At 34.9% G+C, this 25088-nt stretch carries 13 protein-coding genes; 10 read left to right on the forward strand and 3 right to left on the reverse strand.

The genetic code is table 11. The features are described 5' to 3' along the window. The first annotated feature begins 6 nt into the window (after positions 1–6). Positions 7–708, forward strand: coding sequence for a sulfite exporter TauE/SafE family protein (locus tag ACRASX_RS11985; RefSeq protein WP_432221382.1), 702 nt, complete (start codon positions 7–9; stop codon positions 706–708). Positions 709–794: 86 nt separating this feature from the next. On the opposite strand, the gene hemN is transcribed toward ACRASX_RS11985, so the two are convergent. The 3 genes from hemN to ACRASX_RS12000 form a co-directional block, all read right to left on the reverse strand. Then, positions 795–2159: an oxygen-independent coproporphyrinogen III oxidase gene (hemN, locus tag ACRASX_RS11990; protein WP_432221383.1), complete on the reverse strand. Its 1365-nt coding sequence runs from the start codon at positions 2157–2159 to the stop codon at positions 795–797. A 648-nt stretch (positions 2160–2807) separates the two neighbouring features. After that, entirely contained in the window at positions 2808–4436 is a 1629-nt protein-coding gene (locus tag ACRASX_RS11995) for an acyl-CoA carboxylase subunit beta (RefSeq protein ID WP_432221384.1), read from the reverse strand. Between the two features lie 261 nt (positions 4437–4697). Continuing rightward, positions 4698–6359, reverse strand: coding sequence for a beta-N-acetylhexosaminidase (locus ACRASX_RS12000; RefSeq protein WP_432221385.1), 1662 nt, complete (start codon positions 6357–6359; stop codon positions 4698–4700). Between the two features lie 974 nt (positions 6360–7333). Here ACRASX_RS12000 and ACRASX_RS12005 point away from each other — a divergent pair. The 9 genes from ACRASX_RS12005 (at position 7334) to ACRASX_RS12045 (ending at position 25047) form a co-directional block, all read left to right on the forward strand. Then, positions 7334–10597 (forward strand): SusC/RagA family TonB-linked outer membrane protein, encoded by a 3264-nt coding sequence (locus tag ACRASX_RS12005; protein ID WP_432221386.1) that lies wholly within the window; start codon positions 7334–7336, stop codon positions 10595–10597. A 27-nt stretch (positions 10598–10624) separates the two neighbouring features. Next, positions 10625–12388 carry a RagB/SusD family nutrient uptake outer membrane protein gene (locus tag ACRASX_RS12010; protein WP_432221387.1) on the forward strand — a complete coding sequence of 588 codons (1764 nt, stop codon included), beginning with the start codon at positions 10625–10627 and terminating at the stop codon, positions 12386–12388. 476 nt (positions 12389–12864) lie between these two features. Next, on the forward strand, positions 12865–13170 hold the full coding sequence (locus ACRASX_RS12015; RefSeq protein ID WP_432221388.1) for a hypothetical protein: 306 nt from the start codon (positions 12865–12867) through the stop codon (positions 13168–13170). 247 nt (positions 13171–13417) lie between these two features. Continuing rightward, the gene (locus ACRASX_RS12020; RefSeq protein WP_432221389.1) at positions 13418–14089 is read left to right on the forward strand and encodes a hypothetical protein; all 672 of its coding nucleotides are present in this window, start codon (positions 13418–13420) and stop codon (positions 14087–14089) included. A 64-nt stretch (positions 14090–14153) separates the two neighbouring features. Further along, on the forward strand, positions 14154–15821 hold the full coding sequence (locus ACRASX_RS12025; RefSeq protein ID WP_432221390.1) for a glycoside hydrolase family 31 protein: 1668 nt from the start codon (positions 14154–14156) through the stop codon (positions 15819–15821). Positions 15822–15831: 10 nt separating this feature from the next. Next, positions 15832–19533, forward strand: coding sequence for a DUF4874 domain-containing protein (locus ACRASX_RS12030; protein ID WP_432221391.1), 3702 nt, complete (start codon positions 15832–15834; stop codon positions 19531–19533). 153 nt (positions 19534–19686) lie between these two features. Next, entirely contained in the window at positions 19687–21795 is a 2109-nt protein-coding gene (locus ACRASX_RS12035) for an arylsulfatase (RefSeq protein ID WP_432221392.1), read from the forward strand. Then, entirely contained in the window at positions 21795–23219 is a 1425-nt protein-coding gene (locus ACRASX_RS12040) for an alpha-L-fucosidase (RefSeq protein ID WP_432221393.1), read from the forward strand. The genes ACRASX_RS12035 and ACRASX_RS12040 overlap by 1 nt, the downstream gene beginning before the upstream one ends. A gap of 451 nt (positions 23220–23670) precedes the next feature. After that, a complete protein-coding gene (locus tag ACRASX_RS12045) occupies positions 23671–25047 on the forward strand; it encodes a flavin-containing monooxygenase (protein ID WP_432223090.1) in 1377 nt (458 codons plus the stop codon). Positions 25048–25088: the final 41 nt, after the last annotated feature.

Below are 25088 nucleotides of genomic sequence, written 5' to 3' on the forward strand. Positions count from 1 at the left end.
AATGCAATGTTATATTCGGCACTTATATTTGGTCTGATAAGCAGTTTTCATTGTATAGGTATGTGTGGTCCCATCGCTATGATGTTGCCAGTTGATCATCAAAATAAGAGTAAAAAAGCCTTACAAATTGTAACTTATCATATTGGCAGGCTTTCAGCTTATGCTCTAATTGGATTAGTTTTTGGATTAGTAGGTAAGGGACTATTTGTCGCCGGAATTCAGCAAAAACTATCTATTTTTATAGGAATCGCGATCATTGTAGTGATTTTAGTTCCCGAAAGATCTTTGGCAAAGTACAATTTTTCAAAACCTGTTTATCGTTTTATTTCTAAGATTAAAGCTCGATTAGGTAGTCAATTTAGAAATAAAAGCTACCGTTCGTTATTTACCATCGGATTGCTTAATGGATTTTTACCTTGCGGCATGGTTTACGTAGCTCTATTTGGCGCAATGGCTATGCAGAGCGTCGCTTATGGAACTTTGTATATGATTTTGTTTGGTTTAGGAACGATACCGCTAATGACATCCGTGGTTTACATTAAAGAATTTATATCTATTTCTTTTCGAAATAAAATACAAAAAGCAATTCCGTACATCGGAGTAGTGATCGGAATCTTATTTATACTGCGTGGATTAGGATTAGGAATTCCGTATGTATCGCCTTCAAACATGAGTTTATTTCTACAAGAAACTCCTAACTGTAAATAATAAAACGCGCTGTTTTAAAAAATATACTAATTAAAAAGCGACTAAGATAAATGAATACTTCACTTATCTTAGTCGCTTTTCTTTTTTTAAATGGTCATTGAAAACAATTGTGTATCTGGCATTTTCCTTTTCAGATGTAAATCAAAAGCCATACATACGTTACGCACAAATGCTTTTCCAGCTTCTTTGACTACAATTGATTCAGTACCAATCTCAATTAAACCGTCGGCTTCCATTTCTTTTAATTGTGCTATAATTTCTGGTATTTCAGTTACTTTTTCAGCAGTACCTTCCCAAGAAGTTTCTAAATTGCACATTAAATTAAGAATGTGCTTGCGAATAATTAGATCTTCTTCATTCAAAATATGTCCCTTAATTATAGGAATTGAATCGCTTTCTAATACTTTATAATATTCATCAATGGTTTTTACATTTTGACCAAAACTGTACCAAGAATCGCTAATGGAAGAAACACCTAAACCAATCATTACTTGTGTTTTAGAAGAGCTGTAGCCCATAAAATTTCGGTGCATTTCTTTGTTTCTAGCTGCTTGATGTAAAGTATCCGAAGCCAAGGCAAAGTGATCCATTCCGATTTCATCGTATCCAAAATCGGCTAATAACTCTTTACCTGTTTCGTATAATTTTCGTTTTTCATCGTCTTTAGGAACATTCTCATCACTAAAGCCGCGTTGGCCGTTTCCTTTAATCCAAGGCACATGCGCGTAACTATAAAAAGCCAATCGGTCAGGCTGCAGTGATTTTGTTTTTTCGATTGTATCAATAATATCCGTTAATTCCTGAAAAGGTAAACCAAAAATCAAATCATGACTGATGGATGTATACCCAATTTCTTTGGCCCAAAGGGTAACTTTAGCTACATTATGAAAGGGCTGAATTCGGTTGATTGCTTTTTGTACTTTGTGCGAGTAATCTTGCACGCCAAAACTAACACGTCTAAAGCCTAAGTCGTACAATGTTTTTAAATGATCATAGGTGGTGTTGTTAGGGTGACCTTCAAAACTAAACTCGTAATTGGGTGCTTTTTCGGCTTTTAGAAAAATTCCATTCAACAAATTTTCTAAATTAGTTGGCGAAAAAAAAGTAGGTGTTCCTCCACCTAAATGTATTTCTTTGATAATAGGTTTTTCCTCTAAAACAGCACAATACAAATCCCATTCTTTTAACACTGCCGTGATATAGGGATCTTCCACTTCATGATTTTTGGTAATGCGTTTGTTACAACCGCAAAAAGTACACATGCTTTCACAGAAAGGAAGATGTATATATAAACTGATTCCGTCTTTTGAATTGCTCTCTATAAATGATTTTTTTAAGGTCTCAATCCATTTGTCATAGCTAAAATCTAATTCATTCCAATAAGGAACTGTTGGATAACTTGTGTATCGTGGACCAGGAACATTGTATTTTTGAATGAGAGAGTTTTTCATAACTACTTGAAATTTAGACTAACAAAAATAATTTGATTTAAGGAATTTTAAAATGATATATGTCATATTATCGCTAATAAAAAAAGAGACCTTAAGTCTCTTTTAATTTTTATTGCTATTTTAATTATTGTTCCATTTTGAAATAGTAATCAGCAGCATTTTTGCTGCTAACGTAAAAGAAGAAAAAAACACAAACAAATAAAACTATTAGTGATACAATCAAATTTTCTGAAGTTCTATTTCCTAATACATTTACAAACACAGGACCTAATATAGTAGGTAATTGAGCAGCAGTTGTTCAGCGAGTTAGAAAACCAAAAGCAATCATAATTCCGCCAATCATATGTGCTTGAGCAATATATGCATTAAAAACATTCCTCGTCCATGATGATCAATTGGCGAAAGTAAATCTTGTAAATAATATGCATTAGTTACAAGCGAGATTCCTTTCAAAAACAAAATACTCCAAAAGCTATCTGAAATAAATCGAAAGTCAAATAAGTGTGCGCATTCGTCCCTTTATTCATTCTTTCTGCATTTTCCATGACAATTGACTTTCAATTAGCTGCTACTAAGTTCTTGATTTTTATATATATGTCTTTTTTTCTTATGTAAAAATAATTAGATAAATAATTTACTAACTCACACTTAAACCTGAAGTACGCCCATATTAAAAGGTTTTAAAATAGGAGCATGGTTGGCTGCCTCAATTCCCATAGAAATCCAAGTACGAGTGTCAAGTGGGTCGATAATTGCGTCGGTCCAAAGTCTAGATGCAGCATAATAAGGAGAAACTTGTTCATCATATTTAGCTTTTATTTTCGCAAACAATTCAGCTTCTTTTTCTTCATCGACTACTTCTCCTTTTGCTTTTAGCGACGAGGCTTCAATTTGAGCCAGTACTTTGGCCGCTTGTGTTCCGCCCATAACGGCAAGTTCAGCACTTGGCCAAGCAAAAATTAATCTAGGGTCGTATGCTTTTCCGCACATAGCGTAATTTCCTGCTCCATAAGAATTACCTATAATTACGGTAAATTTGGGTACAACAGAATTACTAACAGCATTGACCATTTTAGCACCATCTTTAATGATTCCGCCATGTTCAGATTTACTTCCAACCATAAATCCGGTTACATCCTGTAAAAATACCAATGGAATTTTCTTTTGATTGCAATTGGCAATAAAACGAGTTGCTTTATCGGCACTATCAGAATAAATTACACCACCAAATTGCATTTCTCCTTTGGCCGTTTTAACTACCTTTCTTTGATTTGCTACAATTCCAACTGCCCAACCGTCGATACGTGCATAACCGGTAATTAGTGTTTGTCCGTAGCCTTCTTTGTACGCTTCAAATTCAGAATTATCAACTAAGCGTTTGATAATTTCCATCATATCATATTGTTCGTTTCTAGCTTTAGGCAAAACGCCGTACATTTCTTCCGGATTTAAAAGTGGTTTTTCAGAAGCCACACGGTTGTATCCTGCTTTATCGTAATCGCCAATTTTAGATATAATATTTTTAATTTTATTTAAAGCATCAGCATCATCTTTGGCTTTGTAGTCGGTAACACCTGAAATTTCACAATGTGTCGCTGCTCCACCCAAAGTTTCATTGTCGATTGATTCGCCAATAGCCGCTTTAACCAAGTAGCTTCCAGCTAAAAAAATACTACCTGTTTTATCAACAATTAATGATTCGTCGCTCATAATTGGTAAATAGGCACCACCAGCAACGCAGCTTCCCATAACTGCAGCAATTTGAGTAATTCCCATACTGCTCATTAAGGCATTATTTCTAAAAATGCGTCCAAAATGTTCTTTGTCTGGAAAAATTTCATCTTGCAAAGGCAAATAAACACCTGCACTATCTACCAAGTAAATAATTGGCAACCTATTTTCCATAGCAATTTCCTGCGCACGTAGGTTCTTTTTCCCTGTAATAGGAAACCAAGCACCTGCTTTTACGGTGGCATCATTAGCCACAACAATACATTGTTTTCCTTGAATGTATCCAATTTTAATTACAACACCACCAGAAGGACAGCCGCCATGTTCCGCATACATTCCGTCGCCAACAAAAGCACCAATTTCAATACTTTTAGCATCTGCATCTAGTAAAAAATCAATTCGTTCACGAGCTGTCATTTTGCCCTCGTTATGCAATTTTTGGATGCGTTTTTCACCACCTCCCAATTTTACTATTTTAAATTTTCGACGTAAGTCAGAAAGCAACAATTTATTGTGATCTTCGTTTTTATTGAAGTTTAAATCCATAATATCTCAGTTTATTGTAAAATTATTGGCTAATTTACAAAATCTGTTTGTAAAATTATGGAATATTCAATATGGATTCAAACTAATATTTTAGAGAGATCACTTTAATTTATTGGAGATATTTCCAGTTAAAAAGCAAAATCTTTTTAAATCTAAAGAATTTCTTAAAAACTGAAAAGCCAGCACTTTTGGAGCACTGGCTGTTCTATGCATTAAATCTCTTAAAAGGCCCGACTACATTTACAGACTTGCTATTTAATTCTAGTAAACGGATTTTTTATAATACTTAGGATGAAATCGGATTCCATTGGCTTTCCAGTGGTCGTAGTGAGCTTGATTTAAACGTTCGATAAAACGATCAAAATTTTTATTTCTTGGAGTAGACCATAAATTTTCGGCAAATGCAGGCATTCTGGGCAGTAACATATATTCTAAATGTTCGGTCGAAGAAATAAATTCAGTCCAGATGGCAAATTGCCCACCGATGATGTATTTTGCTTCGTCGGCAGAAAGTTCGGAAGGAATAAGCGGATAATTGTATACTTTTTCTAAAGTATTAGTGCTATATATTTCGCCAAAGGGCTCATTTTTTGGTTCCTCTTGTACACGATTAAAATATAAAGGATTATTTGGCGCCATGATTACTTGTTGTTTTAATTTTGCCGCCTCAATTCCACCTTTTTTACCGCGCCACGACATAATTGTTGCGTTTGCAGGCGCTCCACCTTCTAGAATCTCATCCCAACCAATAATTTGGCGGTCATTCTTTTCTAAAAATTTTGCCATCCGTTTGATAAAATAACTTTGCAGTTCATCTTCGTCTTTTAAGCCATGCTCTTTTATTTTCTGCTGGCATCTAGGGCATTTTTTCCAGTATGATTTATCGACCTCATCGCCACCAATATGAATGTATTTTGATGGAAATAATTCTATTACTTCTGTGAATACGTCCTCTAAAAATTTAAAAGTTGACTCTTGGCCCGCACAATAATTTAAATTGATGTTTTCTGGTTTTACGACTCCATTCCATAAAGTAGAATTAGGAGATTCTTGTTGGTGCTTTTCGCAAGAGAACTCAGGATAAGCAGTCAAAGCGGCACCAGAATGTCCTGGAATATCAATTTCTGGTACTACTGTAATATTTCGATCTTTTGCATAAGCCACCACTTCTTTTATTTGTTCTTGCGTATAGAAGCCACCATATTGATAGGGTTCGCCATCTAATTTTTGCGTGTAAGTAGAATCTTTTTTATAGAAAATACTGCCTGGAATTTCAGTACGCCAAGCACCAACTTCTGTTAATTTTGGATACTTTTTTATTTCTAATCGCCAACCTTCGTTATCAGCTAAATGCCAATGAAATACATTTAATTTATAATAGGCCATTAAATCCAACAACTCTTTAATAGTGTTGACATTATAAAAATGTCTGCTTACGTCCATAACCATTCCACGCCATGCGATATTTGGTTTATCAGTAATATCTACATTAGGAAGTTGAATTGGCGTTTGGATATTGTTGGCCACGATGTACTGTAATAGTGTTTGTCCACCGTAAAATAAACCTGCGAGAGAATTGGCTGAAATACTAATTTCTGTCGATGAAATACTTAAAAAATAGCCTTCTTCTCCCAAATTTGCGTTCTGTTTTGTTAGCAGTTCAAGATAAATATTTTTGGTTCTTTCTTTTCTTGAAGAAAGAACAACAGCTGTTTGAGATTGGATTTTACTACTTAAATAGGAGACTAACTTATCGCCCTCAGTCTTAGTTAAACCTTTAGTGCTCAGCCCGACTTTGGTATCAAAAGAAAAAGTTCCCGCTACTAATACTAAATGCTCGGGAGCTGGAATTATCTGAGCATTACAGTAAATAGTGCTCGTGATAGTCATGAATAGGAGTAAATATTTTTTGATATTTTTCATTAGCGTAAATTTTTTGATTGTGATGATGGTCAATCAGTCTGTAAATCTTGTTTTAGATTATAATGCAAATTTGGCCTCCTCAAAAATATAAAAGTTTAGCCTTAAAACATATCAGTACCTACTAGTTATTAAATTATAAGAAAAAACCTATGTGCTTTACAACAATTGTTTATTTATTTAATTTATTATATAATTATAAATTAAAATTTCAGAATTACAATATTTCTAAGGATCAACATAATAAATAAAGTTTTTTGTTGAAATAAAAATTACTCATGTATATAAAATAATAATGCAACGCTCGACTAACTAAGAGGAATCTCTTGTATTATAAATTTTCAACTTATGCAGTAATTCTACTACTACGATCTCTAATGTGTTTTATATTTCTAGTACTACATAATCATTGAATAATTTGCGATAAAAATCAAAAATAAAGACGCTTTTTTTGTAGTAATTTTTCGTTTTTGATGAAAGAGATTAGCTTTAAACGTTACGGATTAGAGTATTCATTTTTGCTTTAAAGAATAATTTATGATGCATTATTTCATAATAAGATGAATATCAAATACTTTTTTCTAGAGTCAAACTATCTTTAATTAATACTATAATTTTTCGCTATCCTAATTAATTTCAATACATCGTTTGCGAAAGTTAATACTGATTTTTATCAATTTAAATACATTTATCGCAGTTATATCTTTTTTTAATTATATAATTATTAGTAAAAACTGGTTGGGTTTGGTCTAGTTTTTAAAAAATGACTTCTATTTTTGAAATTATTATCATTTTAAAATTTAAGACTACCGAGATTAATTAGTAACCAAACCAATAAAATATGAAAAAGGAAAAAAAGTTTTAAAAAAGCAGCAAAAAAAAAGAAAGCGTTTATCCAACGTTCTCCTACTGAAAAGTTGCTGTCAACAGATAGTAACTTATTTTAAAATAGTCATGAACTAACAAACAAACTAACCATGGTTAAAAAAAATAATAGTAAAACGATTTTTAATACTAAAAAGATCGTGTTCCTTCAAATTGTTCTGGGGTCTCTGATCGTCAGTTCATCGTATGCTGGTACTAGCGACGAAGGTTCACTTTTAGAAAAATATTCTTTACGTACTACGGAGACGAAAAGTGTAACACATCTAAAAATTGAGAATAAAAGTAGCATTGCTTTTGAAAAAATAACAGGTACAGTACTTGACGAGCAAGGATTGCCCCTTCCAGGAGTTAATGTTATTAAGAAAGGATCTCAAGATGGAGTAGTTACCGATTTTGATGGAAATTTCGTAATTGATGCTACAAAAGGACAGACTTTAATTTTTTCTTATATGGGTTTTGTCAATCAAGAAATTCAAATAAAAGATGCTAAAAATATTAAGATCACTTTAATTTCTGAGGCTCAACAGATGAACGAAGTAGTGATTGTAGGGTATGGTTCACAAAAGAAAACAAATTTGACCGGATCAGTAACCCAAATTGATGCCAAGGTACTCAAAGACAGACCCATCACTAGACTCTCTCAAGGTTTGCAAGGAGCAATAGGTGGTTTAAATATTGTGAGTAACGGTGGAGATCCTAGTGCAACACAATCCATTAATATTCGTGGATTTACTGGATTAGGTTCTTCTGGTTCACCTCTAATTGTTATTGATGGAATTCAAGGTGGAGATATTAACTCTATTAATGCCAGTGATGTAGAAAGTATTTCAGTTATTAAGGATGCCGCGGCATCTGCTGTTTACGGATCAAGTGCTCCTTACGGAGTGATTTTGATTAAAACTAAACAAGGTAAAAAAGGCCAACCTGTTGCAATTAGCTACACTAGCAATACTTCTTTTGACACTCCAATTGGACTTCCAAAAATGTTAAATTCAATTGACTTTGCAACTATTTACAATCAGTCACTTATAAATGGAGGTGGAGCTCCATTTTTTAATGAGGATGCAATAAATAGAATGAAAGCCTATCAAAATGGAACTCTTGCAACCGAAACACAAGCAAACGCTACGGGTGATTCTTGGAAGGGTTGGGGAAACGCCAATGCAAATAACGACTGGTATAAAATTTACTTTAAAGATGTATCTATCAGTCAACAGCACAATTTGGGCGTAAGTGGAGCGTCAGAAAATTCAAATTATTATGTAGGATTGGGTTATAATTTGAAAGAAGGAATGTACCGTTACGGAAACGACAACTACGAACGATATAATCTTCGTGCCAATCTTTCTAGTAATATTAGTTCTTGGCTTACATTTAATTTTAGAGGTGCATTCTCTCAAGATAGATATAATACGCCAAACACTTACAACGACAAAACGGGCGGAAATTATATGCATCAGTTGGCTAGAAAACATCCCAATTTAGCTATGTATAATCCTGATGGAAATGTTGCAGATCTTAATGATGTTTTATTAATGAGAGATGGTGGTAGACGTATTGTAACGAATGATAAGCCAATTTTAACTGGTGAGTTTGTAGCCAAGTTTACCAGTAATTGGAGAGGTACTGTAAATTACACATACGATGGTGCATTTAAAAACGAAACCAATCACTTAAAAACTATTTACGCAACTCAACCTAGCGGTACAGTAGTAGAGGTTGGAGGAACTGCTCCAAATTCATTTTCTCGATTCTTTGATAAATATCAAAAAAGTATCGTAAATGCATTCACTAATTATGATTTCGACGTTGATAAGCATAGCTTTAAGCTTTTAGGAGGATATGTTCAAGAATTAACAGCTTATTCTTCTTTGTATGGATATAATAATAACTTGTATTCGGATAAAAGTCCTTCGATATCAACATCATATGGTGCTACACCTACTGTCAGCGACAATTCGAATAAATTAGCCATTCAAGGTTATTTTGGTAGACTGAATTATGCTTATGATGATAAGTATTTACTTGAAGTAACGGGTCGTTACGATGGAACTTCTCGTTTTCTTAAGGAGGTTAGATGGAAAGCTTATCCTGGAGTTTCTGTAGGTTGGAACGTAAATAAAGAAAAATTCTGGAAAGACGGAATTGCAAATGTGGTAAACACATTAAAACTTAGAGCTTCTTACGGATCGTTAGGAGATCAAGCTCCAGATCTTTTAGGAAATTATCCTTTTTACCCAAGTTTAGGAACTGTTTCTCCTACGTCGAGCAACTGGTTCTTTGGTCCTACAAGACAACCGTATGTAAATACGCCAGGTTTAGTTGATCCTACTTTAACTTGGATTACAGCCACTACAAATAATTATGGTGTCGATGCTTCATTTTTAAACAGAAGATTAACTGCAAGTTTCGATACTTACGTTAGAAAAATGGACGATTATATAGGTCCTGTGCAAGAATTACCAGGAGTGCTAGGAATTTCTTCACCAAGAACCAATAGTACAGCCATGGAAACAAAAGGTTTTGAATTAACCTTAGGGTGGAATGACAAAATTGGAGAATTTACGTATGGCGTGCGAGGCGTTTTAAGCGATTATACTGGGCGTGTAACTAAATACCCAAATCCAGATAAATTATTAAACAGCTGGTTTGAAGGAGAGAAAATGGGAGATATTTGGGGGTATGTAACAGACCGTTACTTTACCGATCAAGATGATTTAGCAAACGTGCAACAATTTAATTTGTCAAACTGGTCGGCAGGAGACATTAAATATGTGGATTTAAATGGCGATGGAAAAGTAGATTGGGGTAATTCAACTTTAGACAATCCGGGAGACCGTAAAGTAATTGGAAATTCAACACCAAGATACAGCTATAGTTTGTTTACAGATGGAAGTTGGAAAGGGTTTGATTACAGTATCTTCATTCAAGGAGTTGGTAAAAGAGACTATTATACTGGTAGTAATATGTATTTTGGTATTGTTGGAAACGTATGGCAAAGCTCTTTGTTTAACGAACATCTGGATCGATGGTCACCAGAGAATCCTAATGGTTTTTTCCCTAAAGCGTATATGGGTGGTGGTGACAATTGGAAAAATACAGAGTCACAAACCAAATATTTATTGGATGCTTCGTATTTGCGTGTAAAAAATGTACAATTAGGATACACTGTTCCTGCTGATTTCACCCAGCAAATGAGAATTCAAAAATTACGATTTTATATCAGTGTTGACAACTTAGCTACATTTACAAAAATGAGTGATCATTCGGTATTAGATCCCGAAAATACGTTCTCAGACGCTAAGAATTATCCTTTACAGAGAACTTTCTCTTTTGGAGTCAATTGCAATTTGTAAAAACAATAATAAATTAAAATAGATAACATGAAATTTATAAAATATATTAATGTAGGACTAGTTTGCTTGTTTGCATTAACTTCCTGTGAAAGTGACTTCTTGGAGCGTTCTCCAGAAGTAAATATAAGTGATGGTGAATTTTGGAAATCAAAAAATGATTTAAAATTATATGCCAATAATTTTTACAATAATTTTCTGCCTGCTTATCAAGGGTTTGGAACACAAGGAATTTATGGTTTGGATGCAGATGAAGGATCTGATAATATGTTGCATATTAACTTCAACGGACAAATTTTAAACGGAGAGCGCATCGTACCAAGTTCTGGCGGCGGTTGGGGCATTGGAGAATGGGGAAGAATTAGAAACGTGAACTATTTCCTTCAAAATTATACTAAAACTACAGAGAGCTTTGAAACGATAAAAGAGCATGTGGGTGAAGCGCATTACTTTAGAGCGCTGTTGTATTTTGATCTGATGAAAAGATTTGGAAATTTACCTTGGATTGAAAAACCACTAACTCCAAGCGATGTAGAATTTTTGAGTGCTGATCGAGTTTCAAGATCGATAATTGCCGATAATATACTAGCAGATTTGGACAAAGCAATTCTTTACTTACCTACGAAATCGGGTTCAGCAAGTAATCGTATTTATAGAGAAGTGGCTATGGCTTTACAAGCTAGAATTGCATTATACGAAGGGACTTGGGAAAAATACCATGCAGGAACTCCTTTTGGTGTAGCTGGCTCAAATGGCAGCAAATACCTTACCAAGGCGGCAGCAGTATCTAAAAGTATTATTGATTCAGGCATATTTGATCTAGATAATAAGGCTACCGGTAATGTTAGAGGATATTGGTCACTTTTCAACCAGTCCAATTATGATGGAAGCAAAGAGGTTATGTTTTGGAGAAGATATGATCTTACTGCTAATTTTACGAATCGTTGGGCAGAGTATGGAAGATTAGGAAACGGTAAAGGATTGACTAAAAGTTTAGTAGATGACTATTTGTGTGTAGATGGTAAACCTATTGCAACCAGTGCATTGTATCAAGGAGACGAAACCTTATTAAATATTGTTGCTAATCGTGATCCAAGATTAAATCAAACGATCCGTGTAAATGACAATCAGCATCCAGCAACAATTAATAGACCAGGAGGTTTGCCTGATGAGCAATTTCTACATCCAATAGTTGATCAAGCAACAGAAGACAATTGTGCTACCGGTTTTCAAAGATTTAAAGGAACAGATCCTAACTATGTAACGCAATTTAATGGTAGAGGAGACACGGGACTTATTTTCTTCAGATATGGAGAAGTATTGTTAATTTACGCTGAAGCAACTGCAGAATTAGGTACTATAACTCAAGCAGATTTAGACATGTCAATTAATAAATTAAGAGCGAGAGTTCAAATGCCAAATATGGTACTTGGAAGTATTGTAAGTGATTCAAACTGGGCTTTTCCAGCATTGTCACCAATCATTAACGAAGTAAGAAGAGAAAGACGTGTTGAGTTAGCTATCGAGGGTTTCCGTCATGATGACATCTGGCGCTGGGCTGCTACTGATGAGTTGATAGTGGGTAAAAAACCATTAGGAGCAAAAAAAGCACAATGGACAGGAGTGCCAAGTATCGATATTTATAAAGTAAATAGCGAAGGTTACATTGAACCATATCAAGCGGTTGGATCAATGGCTAGTGGTTATAAATTTAAAACAGATAGAGATTATTTATTTCCTATCCCTTTAAACCAAATTACCTTAGCGGGCTATACGCAAAATCCGGGATGGTAATATAAGTTTTTTTACAATAAAGTTTAGTTTAGGGTGCAATAAATGCCCTAAACTAAGCTTTTTTGATATTCAGCAATTAGCGAATTAAACAAGAAGAAAAAAGGCTGCTTTTTTCGACGAGAATAGCGTTACAGTAATTGCAACCCTATAGAATTTGTTCTTTACTTTAGGAAATTAACTTTTAAAAATAAGTTTGTTAAACGCTTTAGGAATAATATGATCATACAGTAAACATTAATCCTAAGAAGTTAAATAGGTCATTACCACTTTAAGATATTTCATAAATTTTATAACAAATCTTCATTTTAATGCAATTGATAAGGCATATTTTAATCATACCACTAAGTGGTGCCGATTAAAAACGACAGTAACTTAATTTCTAATATTATGCTGGAACATAAACAAATTAAATCCAAAGTAAACATGATTATTCCTGTTAAAAAAAAACCTGTAAATTATTTTTTTTTATTTGGATTTTGTGCTTTTGCTTACAGTATACTTCTGCGAAGCAACAAGGACAGGATGCGTTGACCAGACAAAATACGTTCCTCAATAAAAACTGGAAATTCCATTTAGGTAATGCTACTAATCCTATAAAAGATTTCGATTATAGTATTGTTCGCAATTTTACCATTGCTGCTGGTGTTGGCGGTGCGGTGTCTCCAAAATTTGATGACAATAAATGGCGTACAGTAAATGTTCCTCATGATTGGGCAGTAGAACTTCCGTTCGAATACCACAGACATTTTGATGTGCAGAGTCGTGGTTTAAAGACCTGTTGACGGATTTTAGCCAGAAAACAGCATCGGCTGGTACAGAAAACACTTTACAGTAGATAAAAGAAAGAATAACAGTAATTGAAAAAGTAACAGGCGATTATGCTCAAAATTTTAAAAAGATAGTAACAGTCTATAATATTTCTCGAAATGATTGGCACATCAGTAAATCAGCTGTTTTTGATAAATTAGGTTTTTTACCACGTCGTGATGGTGTAGGTAGTCATTGGTACGATGAGAGGAAAGAGGATACATGAAAGAACTTTTTCCTGCAAAAGCATTTATTGGGGAAGGTTGTTACTGGCTTGGTCCCAGAGATAAAGACACTACTTATCAAACCCAAAAAGCATTTTTTGACGATAAAAGATTTCCAAGAATGAAGACTTGGAACGATGCGCTTTCTGTAGCAGTAGATGATGCAATCGCTTGTAGATCCAATACATTCGATTTAAGAACACCTTTTGAAAATAAAACTTGGATAGAAAAACTACCTAATAAGGTACAAGAATTTATTACATATGGTGGGTACAGACTTTATCCAGAATCAGTTACCGTTGCCCAAAATAATCGAAATTTAGTCATTAATCATTTTTGGAAAAATTTTGGAGTCGGGGTTCTTCCTAACAATCATCCAAACTGGAATAATAAATACAAAGTGGCATTCGGGTTAATAAATCCAAAAACAGGACAAGTTGTTTACAATGTAGTAGATCCGATTGCGAATCCAGGAAAATGGCTAAAAGGTGAAACATACAGTTATCCAGATTTAAATCTTAGTATTCCCAAATCTGTACCGAAAGGTGACTATCAATTTGCAGTTGCAATTATTGATGCAACAACAGGAAAACCTGGAATAAAACTATCCATTCAAGATAGTCCGTTGAATAATCAATGGACACTTGTAAAAAGATTAGAAATTAAATAGATACTACTTTTTAATTCTTCTTTGATCAATTTATTAAAAATATAAAATCAAAATAAATCAATAGATGAAACGACTAAACATTTTTATTATAGTGCTAATGCCTTTACTGTTAATCGCACAAACTAATTCCGTAGCATTGAGTTCTCTTACCAATAAAGACCGTAACGAAAATAAAAAAGAAACAGTAACTATTGCCTTTCTACCTAATGAGCTTTGGTGGGGTGGAGCTGTTAATGATGGTTATTCGATGCCGTACCAAGAAGGTTTTTCGTACAATATGTACGGTAACAACAAAGGAAATCAAGTGCAACCTTTATTGCTATCCAATAAAGGACGTGTGATTTGGTCTGAGCAGCCATTTAAATTTACTTTTTTAAAAAATGCGATTGCGATAGAAGATGTCAAAGGTGAAATTTTACAAAATAAAGCAGGTAATTCATTAAAAGAAGCCTTTGATTTTGCTTCGTCGAATTACTTTGTGGCTGATGGAAAAATGCCACATGAAATGCTTTTTTCGGCACCACAATACAATACCTGGATTGAGTTGATGTACAATCAAAACCAAGAAGATATATTAAAGTACGCACACTCCATTATTGATAATGGATTTCCTCCTGGCGTTTTAATGATAGACGACAACTGGCAAGAAAATTATGGAAAATGGGATTTTCATGCAGGACGTTTCCCTAATCCTACTGCCATGATGAAAGAGTTGCACGATCTTGGTTTTAAAGTAATGCTTTGGGTCTGTCCTTTTGTAAGTCCAGATTCTGATGTATATCGTGATTTGGCTAAGAAAGAGCTGTTCTTAAAAAATGCTAAAGATGCCAATGTAGCAGCTGCTCCTTGGATTGATTCTGGTCAACCTGCTATGATTTACTGGTGGAATGGTGCAAGTGCGGTACTTGATTTATCAAATCCAGCGGCAGAAAAATGGTTTAAAGGAGAATTAAATACGTTAATCAAAAAGTATGGTGTCGATGGATTTAAGTTAGATGCCGGTGATTTTTATTTTTATCCAGATAATTTACTAAGTCATATTCCAGGAACTACTCCTAATGAACAATCGGAATTATTTGGAAAGATTGGTTTGGATTATCCGCTGAATGAATATCGTGCCATGTGGAAAATGGCAGGAAAAGCATTAGCCCAGCGATTAAGTGATAAAGCTCATAATTGGGCAGATCTTCAAACGCTCATTCCTAATATTACTGGTCAAGGATTATTAGGCTATGCGTTCTCTTGCCCTGATATGATTGGTGGCGGAGAGTTTTCTTCTTTCTTAAATACACAAACTATCGATCAAGAACTTATTGTTCGATCAGCACAAATTCATGCATTAATGCCAATGATGCAGTTTTCTGTAGCACCATGGCGAATTTTAGATAAAAAACATCTTGACGCAGTGAAGGAAGCTGTAGCGCTTCGTAAAAATTTTACAAACTACATTATGCTTTTGGCTAAGGAAGCAGCAGAAACTGGCAAACCAATTGTTCGAACTATGGAGTATGAATTTCCAAATCAAGGTTTTGAAAAACTAAACAATCAATTTATGCTGGGCGATAAAGTATTAGTTGCGCCAATTTTGCAAAAAAACACAATAAAGAGAGCCATTGAATTGCCAAAAGGAAACTGGAAGGATTCTGCAGGTAAAATTTACAAAGGAGGAAAAATAATAATTATACAAACAGAATTAAACAAATTACCATATTTTGAAAGAATAATTAACTAAACCAAGAACCATGAAAACAAAAATTTTACTCATTTTAACAATATTTCTGTACAGTCATATTGGTAAAGCACAGAATCTTATAAGTAACTCTAGCTTTGATACAGGAGGAGACTCCTCATTTATTTTAGCACCGTGGATTGCAACCGGTAATGCGGGAGTGTGGGAAACCGAACACTCTAGTTCAAAGCCTAAAGCCGTTAAGTTAACGGGAACAGCAGCATCTATAGAACAGTTGGTTTCTGGAGTAACACCTAACACGATCTACCGATTTTCTGCTTGGGTATATACAACAGGCTCTAATAAAGCACGACTAGGTGTCAAAAATTATCTTACACCAACAACTGGAGATAGTACCATTGATAATAGTATTGCTGGTTATCAATTTTTGGAACTTGAATTTACAACTGGAGCATCTGCTACCTCTGCTAAAGTCTATTTTTATACAAACCAAACCAACAGTGTTTACGGAGATGATTTTGCTTTAGAAAAATTACCAATTGCAATAAAAACAAATATTGCAAACGGAGGTTTTGAGGATGTCACCTTACAAAATTGGTTGTCCAATGGTAAACAATCTTATTGTGATTCAAAAGGAGCAGATCCTGGAGCAAATAGGTGGATTTCTAGTTTGAGTACAACAGGAGCAGTGAGCAACATTACCAGTTATTCAGCGTCATCTTATCCTATTAATGGTTACAATCAGTATAGTGATCAAACACTTTTGGTTGCTCCTAATTCAACTTTTACGTTAAACATTACTAATACTAACTCCACTCGCTACAGTCGCATAAAAGCTTGGATAGATTGGAACGGAGATGGTGATTTTTTAGATAGTGGAGAAGAATTATTTTTTCTAGGAAATGCATCAACTGATAATATTGCCTCGACGGTTACTATTAGCAAAAATATTACGGTGCCAGCTTTAGCAACTTTAGGAGCGAGTCGTTTGCGTATTCGCTTTGAAGATGCATGGGCAGGTGTGCCAGTGCCTTGTAATTTTAGTGAAAAATCATCAACCTTTGATTTCAAGGTAATTGTTTCAAATGGAGGAAGCGCTCCGACAGAATCGATCACAACTACTGCGGTTTCTTCTGAAGTTCATAGTGGTGCATTTGCAGCAAAAATAGCAGGAGAAGCTGCTACCGTAAATCAGAATAATTTAAAATTAAAAGCAGGTACGAGCTACCTTTTAAAAGGTTGGGCAAAGGTTGGTACTAGCAATGCTGTTACTGTTGGAATTAAAAACTTTACAGGTGGTATTTTATCATCATCATTAGTTGTTAGCACTTCTAGTACTTCGTATCAAGAATTATCTGTGCCATTCACTACTGGAGTCTTTCCGCAAGATGCAACTGTTTTTTTTCAAACAACTTCTTCTGGTACCGCTTTTTTTGATGATTTTACAATCACACAATTGTCTAGTTTAAGTCCGCTAGATGAAAGTTTCGTATCAAAAGAAACTTTATTGAGCAATCCAGAAAGAGGTTTTAGATTCGAGCAAATTGTTCAAGCACCTGATCTAAATGATCCTTGGGGACTTGCAGTAAAATATGATGTTAATACTGTACTTACAGATATCGAAAACCAAATGGACGCTACAGACGGACATGTTAGACTATCGCAATGGTACATTTATTTGTCACAATATAAAGATGGACCTCTTCCTCAAGTTGCCTTAGATGCAATTCAGAAATGTTTTGATGCTTTTAAAAATAAAGGGTATAAAATGGTACTGCGTTTTGTTTATCAAGCACCAGAGGCCGAAGCACCTTACACCAATATAATTCCCAGTACATCCCGAATTTTAGGACATTTAGATCAGTTGAAGCCTTTGGTTCAAGCAAATATTGGAGTAATTCATACATTACAAATGGGACTTATTGGTGCCTGGGGAGAATGGCATTCCTTTGGAAATGCGTACAATCAAACTGATAAAAATAACCTAGTAGCCAAATTATTGGAAGTTTTACCCGCCGATCGACAAACTCAAATGAGAACTGCAGGTGATCGTAATGCAATTAGCACAGCAATAGTTTCAACCGCAATTAAAGATGCTAGAATTGGTTTTCACAACGATTTTTTTGGTGACAGCAAAACATATTCGGCGACCTCTTCGGGATACTATGGTAGCGACACATACAATTTAGTAAAAGATAAATCTTATAATTTACTGATTGATGGAGAGCCAGGTTGGTCTCGTGACTGTAGATCTAATAGTGACTGTATTTGGCAAGTAAGTGAACTTTTTGATGTTTATGAAGTTTTAAAACAACTTACAGATCATCATTACACCAGTTTTAGTTTGGCTCATGGCTACAATGCGAACAATGCCTATTGGAAAAGATTTTTATTAAGTCAAGAAAATCTTGATGCTTTAAAGATACCTTATCATCCAAGCTATTTTAAAAATAATGTTGGCAGCTCTGTCAATAGAACAGCTTATGAATTTATAAGAGATCATTTAGGATACAGGCTTTATATCAGTGCAGCCAATCAGTCGTTAACCCAAAATGGAAACATTTTAAATTATTCAGTAGACATTCAGAATTATGGTTTTTCATCATTACATAATCCAAGGGAAGTGAATGTTGTGTTGTTGGACGCTGCTAATAATGTAATTGCAACTTCTTTATCTTCAGCCAATTCTTCAACTTGGCAGCCTTATACTCCAGGAGATGCCAATCATACTATTTTAACACATACTATTTCTGGAACAATGACACTTCCAGCAAACATTGTAACTGCTTCTAATTATAAAATTGGAATTTGGTTGACAGATCCAGTGTTAAAAAACAATAAAAAGTTTGATATACAATTAGCCAATAGAACAGGTATGACAGTGTTTGAAAACAACACTCAAAAAATAAATATTTATAAGACCAGCGTTAGTCTAACAGCAGTGACAAATAGCTCACACTGTGAGGCAAACAATGCAAAATTTGGCAACGAAAGTAGTACTAGAAAAGAATATTACATTAAAAGTTTTTCTACTTCTGGTGGTGTAGAAAATATTTCATATTCCAACGGTACATACCCGACATCATTAGGAGACGGTCATGGTGAACACAGTGCTTCACTTGTAAGTGTTGCTTCAGGTAGTTCTTTCTCGTTCACGATGCAAAATAATATACCAGCTTCTGGAGAACTACATGCAAGGCTAATAGGTTGGATTGACTTTAATGGAGATGGTGATTTTAATGATTCTGGTGAGCAATTATTTACTCTTGGAGGATCGGCACAAAATAATCGCTCGGTCTTGCAAAATATCGTGAGATCTATAACAATACCAGCTGGAACTATTCCTGGTATAAAAAGGATGAGATTTAGAATGCGAGATTCTTGGGTCGATTCGCCTACAGCTTGTGGCTCTAATACTATTGCCACAGCTTATGATTTTTTCATAAATGTAACTGGTCAAACTTTAGGAATTAGTTCAAAAAAGGAAAAATCAATTTCAGATGAAGAGAATAGTTCAACTGAAGTCAAGTTGTATCCGAATCCTTTTCAGAATATTTTACAGATCGACAGTGCTCAGGGTATTAACTCAGTAAAAATTTATAACGTTGTAGGACAAGAGGTTTACAGCCAAGATGATACAAATAATAAACGATATATCGAAATAGCGAGTAATGCGCTCGCTCCTGGGGTGTACTTAATAAAAGTAGAAGATCGTAACGGTCATATTACAAGCAAAAAAGTAATTAAAAAGTAAGAATAAAAAACCTCAATCCCAAAGGATTGAGGTTTTCAATTTAACACCTACTAATTATGTAATTTTGGAATTTAAAAAGAATTAAATAATAAAAAAAAGGTTGTTTGTACCGTTGTTGTGGTGTACCAAATAACATTCTAAAAAAAACAAAAAATGAATACTAAATTGATCACATGTTATTTTTTTATAACAATATTTTTAATCTTCAATTCTTTACAGGGAATAGCTCAAACCAAGCGTCCCAATATTATTTACATTCTAGTTGATGATATGGGATATGGTGATGTCGGTGCGTTTTTTCAAAACCAACGCATGAAAAGTAACGATCGATCCAAACCCTATCAAATTACTCCCTATCTAGACCAAATGGCCGCTACTGGAGCAATATTTACACAGCAATATTGCAATGCGCCCGTTTGTGCACCTTCTAGAGGATCGTTGTTAACGGGTGTAAATCAAGGAAATGCGCACGTTAGAGACAATCAGTTTGATAAAGCACTCGAAGACAATCATACCTTGGGTACCGTATTAAAGCAAGCCGGTTACCAAACTATGGCGGTCGGAAAATGGGGATTGCAAGGAACAGATGAGAAAGTAGCTCCCAATTGGCCAGCACATCCTTTAAAAAGAGGATTTGATTCTTATTTTGGATACATGAGGCACAAGGATGGTCATGAGCATTATCCGTACGAAGGATTATACGGTGGTAAAAAAGAGGTTTATGATAATTACGTAAATGTAGCGGATGAACTGGCTAAATGTTACACCACTGATTTGTGGACTGCTGTTGCTAAAAAGCAAATTGTAGCGCACGAAAAAGGAAAAGATGCTGACAAGCCTTTCTTTATGTATCTCGCTTATGATGCGCCCCATGCTGTTTTAGAGTTGCCAACCCAAGCCTATCCGAAAGGTCTGGGATTAAATGGTGGCGTGCAATGGATTGGACAAAAAGGGCAAATGATTAATACTGCTTCGGGTATTCCAGATAGTTTTGTCTATCCTCAATATGCGAATGCTACATATGATAATGACAATAATCCTGCAACTACAGAAGTGGCCTGGCCGGATACGTACAAGCGTTATGCAACCGCGAATCGTCGTATTGACGATGGAGTGGGCGATATATTACAATTATTGAAGGATTTAAAAATTGATAAAAATACAATAGTAGTTTTTTCATCTGATAATGGCGCTTCGATCGAATCGTATCTTCCAGCTACATACGTTAAGTTCGAACCTACATTTTTTGCTAGTAATGGAACTTTTGAAGGCATCAAAAGAGATGTTTTAGAAGGCGGTGTTCGCATGCCAGTTTTGGTCAATTGGCCCAAACATATTGCCGCAGGAAAGATACTTACAATGCCGTCGATGTTGTCGGATTGGATGGCTACTTTTTCGGATATAGCGGGAGTTCCGGCTCCTGCAAGAACAGACGGAGTTTCTTTAGTACCCGCATTAACAGGCAAAGGAAAACAAAAAGAAAGTCTGGTTTATGTAGAATATGAAGGCGAAGGTAGAACTCCTGATTTTAAAGAATTTGATCTTTCGCACCGAAATAAAAAACGAGGACAAATGCAATTGATACGAATGGGAAACTATAAAAGCGTTCGTTTTGATATTAAATCGGCAGATGATGATTTCGAAATTTATGATGTTGTAAAAGATCAACGCGAGATAAACAATCTGGCATCAAAACCCGGTTTCGAAAAAATGCAACAACAAATGAAAGCTTCGGTTTTACAATTAAGACATGCCAATGTGGAAGCGCCTCGTCCGTATGATACTGCTTTGATTCCTGCAACGGTAGTTTCAAGCAAACTTTCCCCTGGAGTAGTAGAGCAATTTTTTGAAGGCGATTTTCCTTATGTAGTTTCTGAAAAAGAATTAAAAGCCAAACAACAAAAAATCACAAAATCAATCGGGAATAACGAGCAAAATAATAGAAAAGGAATGTTTTTGTATACCACTTTCGTGAAAATTCCCACCGATGGCAAATATAATTTTTCAATGAATAGCTCAAGTAAAGCCTTTGTTCGTTTGCACCAAGCGATTCTTTTTGATGCTGATTTCGGTTATCAAGCAGGTACAGAATTGACTTCAGCTGTATTTTTAAAAGCAGGCTATCATCCAATTTCAGTTTATGTACTTAAGAATTCAGAAGTAACAGCAACGATAAACCTAAAATGGAAATCAGCGCAAGAAGCGGATTGGAAAAATTTAGAGGAAACTGATTTATTTCAATCTAAAAAACACATTAAATAATGAAGACAATAAAAATAAAATATTTAAAACTAACATGGAGTATAATTTCAATGTGTGTGTTTTCGGTAAACGGACAAGTAACAAGTTTGCCTGTACCTAACAAACAGCAATTGGCTTGGCAGAAAGCCGAGCTTGGCGTTGTTTTTCATTATGATTTACATGTATTTGATACTTCAAAATACAATCAAGGAATCAACAGAATTACTCCAGTTGCTGATTATAATATCTTCAATCCGCAAAAATTAGATGTAGAACAATGGGTAATTTCTGCAAAAGCTGCAGGTGCAAAATTTGCTATTCTAACCGTTACTCATGAAACGGGTTTCGCTTTGTTTCAGTCTGATGTTAATCCGTATTCGATGAAAAGTTTGAAATTTAAAGAAGGAAAAGCGGATCTCTTTAAAGATTTTACAGACGCTTGTCGCAAGCACGGTATTAAGCCAGGTGTTTATTTAGGCATTCGTTGGAATTCATTTTTTGGTGTGCATGATTTTGTAGTAGATGGCGATCCGAGCGAAGAAATGCAGAAAAAAAGACAGGCCTATTACAATAATATGGTAGAAGGAATGGTCAAAGAAATTTGTACCAATTACGGACCTCTATTCGAAATATGGTTTGATGGCGGTGCGAGTAGTCCAGATAAGGGAGCACCAGATGTGTTACCAATCGTAAAAAAATACCAGCCGGACTGTTTGTTTTATCACAACGACCAATTGGCCGAAGCGCGTTGGGGCGGTTCAGAAAGTGGTACTGTAAACTACCCTTGCTGGTCTACATTTCCGTACAATTATACAGGCTCTGGCGAAAGTGCGATACCCGGAATTTCTAAAAATGGTTTTTCAGTACTAAAAGGTGGAGACCCAGACGGGAAATACTGGGTACCAGCGATGGCCGACGCTCCTTTGCGCGGTTCTAATGGCAGACACGAATGGTTTTGGGAGCCTGGAGATGAAAATAGTATCTATCCTTTAGAAGAATTAATGGATATTTATTATAAATCAGTGGGGAGAAATGCTACTTTAATTATGGGATTAACACCTGATAATACTGGACTAATGCCAAAAGAGGATGTGCAACGTCTAAAGGAATGGGGTGTTGAAATTAAAAAAAGATTCGATTCACCACTAGCTGTGACCAAAGGAAAAGGAAAGAGCATTGAATTAAAACTTTCCAAGGAGACAACAATCAATCAAATTGTAATTCAGGAAAATATTGCTTTAGGACATCGTGTACGAGCCTTCAGCATTCAAATATTCGAGAATGGAAAATGGCAAACAATCAATAGCGGTACGGCTATAGGGAATAAGTATATTTTTCTAGCTGATAGACCTGTTCTAACAAAAAAGCTTCGACTACTAATTGATAAATCAGTTGGGGAACCGGATATTATCAACTTTGCGGTATTCAATGTAGAGAAAAATTAGTTTATTATTTTATGTAAATGTATTTGTGAAAGCTCAATTCCAAGGAATTGAGTTTTTTTTTTGCGTTATTACACCATTAATAATAATGGATCATTGAGCACAATTTGTTTTTATAGCAATTTGTACTATGCTCGTCTTTTATGCGATTTCTGCAGTAAAATAAGCTGTAATAATGATTTTAGCCGCATATCTCAGTACGTATAGCGTTAATAATTTGGAAATACGCAATACATGTCGTATTTTAGCAATAATGCTTATTTATAAAATACAATAGTGAAAATTTTTAGTAATTGATATTCTATCCATTCATTTCACTTTAGAGTAATACACTCTTTCAGTTGCATCTTGCAACAATTTTTCAAAAGCGACTACTAATTTTTTGAATGCTGACTTTTTTTTCAAAAGTCATATAATTCTGTAATCTAAAAAAAAATCTATGAACAAAAATTCTATGAAAGACAAACGTATCGGTATAATCGGTGCGGGACCGAGTGGTTTAGCGCAAATTCGAGCGTTCGAAGCGTTAAAAGAACAAGGATATGCGATGCCAGAGATTATTTGTTTTGAGAAACAAGACAATTGGGGAGGAATGTGGAATTATTCGTGGAGAACGGGTGTCGGTAAATATGGCGAACCACTTCACGGAAGCATGTACAAATACCTTTGGTCGAATGGTCCTAAAGAATGTTTAGAGTTTTCGGACTATTCGTTTGATGAGCATTTTAAAAAGCCAATTTCGTCCTATCCGCCAAGACCTGTTTTATTTGATTATATACAAGGACGTATTAAAAAAAGTAATGCTAGAGATTACATACGCTTTGACACCACCGTGCGTTGGGTTAGTTTTAGTGAAGAAACTAAAAAATTCTCAGTAGTGCTCGATGATTTAAAAATCGACAAGACCTATACCGAAGAATTAGACTTTTTAGTAGTGGCTTCTGGACATTTTTCTACTCCAAACATGCCGTACTTTAAAGGAATTGAAAATTTTCCAGGAACAGTAATGCACGCACATGATTTTAGAGGTGCAGATCAGTTTAAAGACCGAAATATTTTATTGATTGGTAGCAGTTATTCGGCTGAAGATATTGGGGTTCAATGTTACAAGCACGGAGCAAATTCGGTTACCTTGAGTTACCGAAGTAATCCGATTGGGATCGAATGGCCTGAAGGAATTAAAGAACTTCCTATGGTCACGCATTTTGACGGCGAAACTGCTTTCTTTAAAGATGGTACAACCGAAAATTTTGATGCTGTAATTATGTGTACGGGGTACCAACATAAGTTTCCTTTTTTACCAGATGAACTTCGCTTAAAAACTAAAAACAACTTATTTCCAGATCATTTATACAAAGGAATATTTTTTAATGCATTGCCTCAATTGATATATTTGGGAATGCAAGATCAATATTATACTTTTAATATGTTTGACGCGCAAGCTTGGGTTGCTAGAGATTTTATGATGAATAGATTGACGCTTCCAATAGAAGGGGAGAGAAGAGTTGATATTGACAAGTGGTTGGATAGAAACAATCAGTTGCAAAATAGTTTAGAAAATGTCGATTTTCAGTCCGATTACATTAAAGAGCTGCTTTCACTATCAGATTATCCACCTTTTAATGTTGATAAAGTAGGAGAAATGTTCAAGGAATGGTTGCAAGACAAAGAGGATGATATTTTAACGTATAGAGATAAGACCTATCAAAGTGTAGTCACCGGAACAATGGCCGCGCAACACCACACCGAATGGATGGATGAACTAGATGACAGCAAAGAGCGTTATTTGTACGCCGCGGAGGAAGTAGAAATGATTCCTGAAAATCTGTAATACATATGGTATAAAAATACACAACGTATTTACTGAATTTC

Origin of the sequence: Flavobacterium sp. TMP13, from assembly GCF_050847115.1 — a bacterium.
In the GTDB taxonomy this organism is placed as follows: Bacteria; Bacteroidota; Bacteroidia; order Flavobacteriales; family Flavobacteriaceae; genus Flavobacterium.

Excerpts from the sequence above, each read along its gene's own strand:
- ACRASX_RS11985 (WP_432221382.1), top strand. The coding sequence starts at position 7 with ATGTTATATTCGGCACTTATATTTGGTCTGATAAGCAGTTTTCATTGT.
- hemN (WP_432221383.1), bottom strand. The coding sequence starts at position 2,159 with ATGAAAAACTCTCTCATTCAAAAATACAATGTTCCTGGTCCACGATAC.
- ACRASX_RS11995 (WP_432221384.1), bottom strand. The coding sequence starts at position 4,436 with ATGGATTTAAACTTCAATAAAAACGAAGATCACAATAAATTGTTGCTT.
- ACRASX_RS12000 (WP_432221385.1), bottom strand. The coding sequence starts at position 6,359 with ATGAAAAATATCAAAAAATATTTACTCCTATTCATGACTATCACGAGC.
- ACRASX_RS12005 (WP_432221386.1), top strand. The coding sequence starts at position 7,334 with ATGGTTAAAAAAAATAATAGTAAAACGATTTTTAATACTAAAAAGATC.
- ACRASX_RS12010 (WP_432221387.1), top strand. The coding sequence starts at position 10,625 with ATGAAATTTATAAAATATATTAATGTAGGACTAGTTTGCTTGTTTGCA.
- ACRASX_RS12020 (WP_432221389.1), top strand. The coding sequence starts at position 13,418 with ATGAAAGAACTTTTTCCTGCAAAAGCATTTATTGGGGAAGGTTGTTAC.
- ACRASX_RS12025 (WP_432221390.1), top strand. The coding sequence starts at position 14,154 with ATGAAACGACTAAACATTTTTATTATAGTGCTAATGCCTTTACTGTTA.
- ACRASX_RS12030 (WP_432221391.1), top strand. The coding sequence starts at position 15,832 with ATGAAAACAAAAATTTTACTCATTTTAACAATATTTCTGTACAGTCAT.
- ACRASX_RS12035 (WP_432221392.1), top strand. The coding sequence starts at position 19,687 with ATGAATACTAAATTGATCACATGTTATTTTTTTATAACAATATTTTTA.
- ACRASX_RS12040 (WP_432221393.1), top strand. The coding sequence starts at position 21,795 with ATGAAGACAATAAAAATAAAATATTTAAAACTAACATGGAGTATAATT.
- ACRASX_RS12045 (WP_432223090.1), top strand. The coding sequence starts at position 23,671 with ATGAAAGACAAACGTATCGGTATAATCGGTGCGGGACCGAGTGGTTTA.